Raw genomic sequence first — 2,831 nt, 5'->3', positions numbered from 1 at the left:
ACGCCTCACCGGGCCTCTTCCCGTGTCGGGCTACGCCGTTGTGCCGGTCCCGCCGGCCGCCGGCCGCCGCCGCGACCACCACAGCGCGGCCGTGCCGGGCGCCCGCCGGGCGGTGGGAGGGTTCGCCCGGACGCCCCGAGGGATGGCGGCGGAACGTGAAGACGGGGGCGGGGATCCACTACACCTCCCCGGACGGCGCGCGGGAGCCGGCCGCCAAGTCCTCCCCGGCCCGCGGCGATCTGCTGCGGACCTGGCAGACCTCCGAACGCGACGCCCGCCAGGGGCAGGGCTACCGGAAGATCCGTCTGGCGGAGACCAGGTTCCGCGGCCACCCGGCCGTGGTGCGGGAGTACGCGTTCACGCTCGAGGGCGTCCCGTGGCACGCCCGCCTGGCTGGGCTTCACCGCGGACGGAACGACGTACCAGACCAACACGCGGTACCGGCCGGAGGTCGAAGCGGCGGTGCTGAAGGCGTACGAGAAGGTCGAGGACGACGTCGCGGTGCTCTGACGCGCAGGGGGCCGGGGCCCGCGGGCACACGCGCCGCGGGCCCCGGCCCCGTCACCGGGAGTCCCCGTCGGCCGGGACCCCGTCCCGCGCCCCGGCGCGCGCGGCACCGCCGTCACCGCGTCCGGCACCGCCGTCACCACGTCCGGCCAGGTGCTGCTTCACGAAGGCGACGGCGAGCACGAGGGCGGCGACCAGCAGCGACAACAGCACCGTGGTCCGCCCGTTGTGCTCGGTGTCGGTCAGCATGTAACCGAGCACGAACACGATCAGCGCCGCGCTGGCCCAGGTCAGGTACGGGTACAGCCACATCCGCACGACCAGCTTCTCAGGCGCCTCGGCCTGGATGATCCGCCGCATGCGCAGCTGCGAGAAGCAGATCACCAGCCAGACGAACAGCGCGACCGCGCCGGAGGAGTTGACCAGGAAGAGGAAGACCGAGTCCGGGAACTCGTAGTTGAAGAAGACGGCGACGAAGCCGAACACGACCGACGCGATGATCGCGTTCCGCGGCACGCCCCGGCGGGTGGTCCGGGCGAACGCCTTCGGCGCGTCCCCGCGCCGGCCGAGCGAGAAGGCCATCCGGGAGGCCGTGTAGAGGCCGGAGTTGAGGCAGGACAGCACGGACGTCAGCACGATGAAGTTCATGATCTGACCGGCGTGCGCGATGCCGAGGGAGTTCAGGGCGGCGACGTACGAGCCGTCCTCGGCGATCGACTCGCTGTTCCACGGCAGCAGGCAGACGACGACGAAGATCGACCCGAGGTAGAAGACGCCGATGCGCCAGATGATGCTGTTGGTCGCCTTGGTCACGGCCCGTTGCGGGTCCTCCGACTCACCGGCCGCCAGGGTCGCGATCTCGCTGCCCATGAAGGAGAAGACGACGAGCAGGATGCCGGTGAGGATGGCGCCGGCGCCGTGGGGCAGGAAGCCGCCGTGCTCGGTGAGGTTGGCGAGCCCCGCGGAGTCGCTGTCCACCCCGGGCAGCACACCGAAGACGGCCAGTCCGCCGACGACGATGAACACGCCGATGGCGACGACCTTGATCCCGGCGAACCAGAACTCGAACTCGCCGTAGGAACCGACGGACGCGAGGTTGGTGGCGGTCAGCACCACCATCACGATGAGGGCCCAGCCCCACTGGGGAACGGCCGGTATCCACCCTTCGAGGATGGTGGCCCCGGCGGTCGCCTCCACCGCCAGCACCACGACCCAGAAGAACCAGTAGAGCCAGCCGATCGAGAACCCGGCCCAGGGCCCGAGCGCGCGGTCGGCGTGGGCGGAGAAGGACCCGGACGTCGGGTTGGCCGCCGACATCTCACCGAGCATCCGCATCACCAGCACCACGAGCGTGCCGACGAGGGCGTAGGAGAGGAGGATGCCGGGACCGGCGGCCGCGATGCCCGAGCTGGAACCGACGAACAGGCCGGCACCGATGACACCGCCGATGGCGATCATCGACAGATGGCGGTTCTTGAGTCCGGCCTGCAGACCGGATCCGTCCCCTCCGGGGCCGTCGGTGCTGCCGGAAGAGGGGGTTCCCGTGGGGTCTCCGGGACTGTTGCCGGTCGTTTTGAGGGTCGGCTGCGAGGTCATGGAGCGGATTTCCTTTGCGCCGTGGGGGCCGTTCTCCGGATGAATCCGGTGAGCGTGGGGGAGTGTCGGCACATGCGGACGTGGGGGTCCGATGCGGCGGGTATACGGGCCGGTCCAGTGAAACTGAGGTGAACGGATTCGAGAACCTGTGAATGAGGATTTTTACTCGACCTTTCCCTGAGGTTCAGTGATTCTCCTCACGCTTCTGGGTCGCAGCACCCCGCGCGCCTTCCCGGAAGCCCGCGTGTCACACTCGGACCATGCGCGTGTACCTCGGTTCCGACCATGCCGGCTACGAACTCAAGAACCACCTCGTCGAGTGGCTCAAGGGCGCGGGCCACGAGCCCGTCGACTGCGGGCCCCACATCTACGACGCCCAGGACGACTACCCGCCCTTCTGCCTCCGCGCCGCCGAGCGGACCGCCGCCGACCCCGACGCCCTCGGCATCGTGATCGGCGGCTCCGGCAACGGCGAGCAGATCGCCGCGAACAAGGTGAAGGGCGTGCGGGCGGCCCTGGCGTGGAGCGAGGAGACGGCGGCCCTGGGCCGTCAGCACAACAACGCCAACGTGGTCGCGGTGGGTGCGCGCATGCACACGCAGGACGAGGCCACCGCGTTCGTGGAGACCTTCCTGAACACCCCGTTCTCGCAGGACGAGCGCCACGTCCGCCGCATCGACATGCTCGCCGACTACGAGACCACCGGCGACCTCCCCCCGATCCCGCCC

At 70.3% G+C, this 2,831-nt stretch carries 2 protein-coding genes; one reads left to right on the top strand and one right to left on the bottom strand.

The annotated features are described in order from the left end of the window. Nucleotides 1-561 precede the first annotated feature (561 nt). Nucleotides 562-2,103 carry an amino acid permease gene (locus B7L92_RS37880; protein WP_081241621.1) on the bottom strand — a complete coding sequence of 514 codons (1,542 nt, stop codon included), beginning with the start codon at nt 2,101-2,103 and terminating at the stop codon, nt 562-564. A 260-nt stretch (nt 2,104-2,363) separates the two neighbouring features. Between B7L92_RS37880 and B7L92_RS37875 the strand changes: the two genes are divergently transcribed. Continuing rightward, nucleotides 2,364-2,831 (top strand): ribose-5-phosphate isomerase (locus B7L92_RS37875; RefSeq protein WP_081241622.1); only part of this gene is annotated, 468 nt, incomplete at its 3' end.

It is taken from the genome of Streptomyces viridosporus (assembly GCF_002078235.1).
GTDB lineage: Bacteria > Actinomycetota > Actinomycetes > Streptomycetales > Streptomycetaceae > Streptomyces > Streptomyces viridosporus.
This window is presented reverse-complemented; position numbering and strand designations above follow the sequence as displayed.

Coding starts and splice junctions, on each gene's coding strand:
- B7L92_RS37880 (WP_081241621.1), bottom strand. CDS start 2,103: ATGACCTCGCAGCCGACCCTCAAAACGACCGGCAACAGTCCCGGAGAC.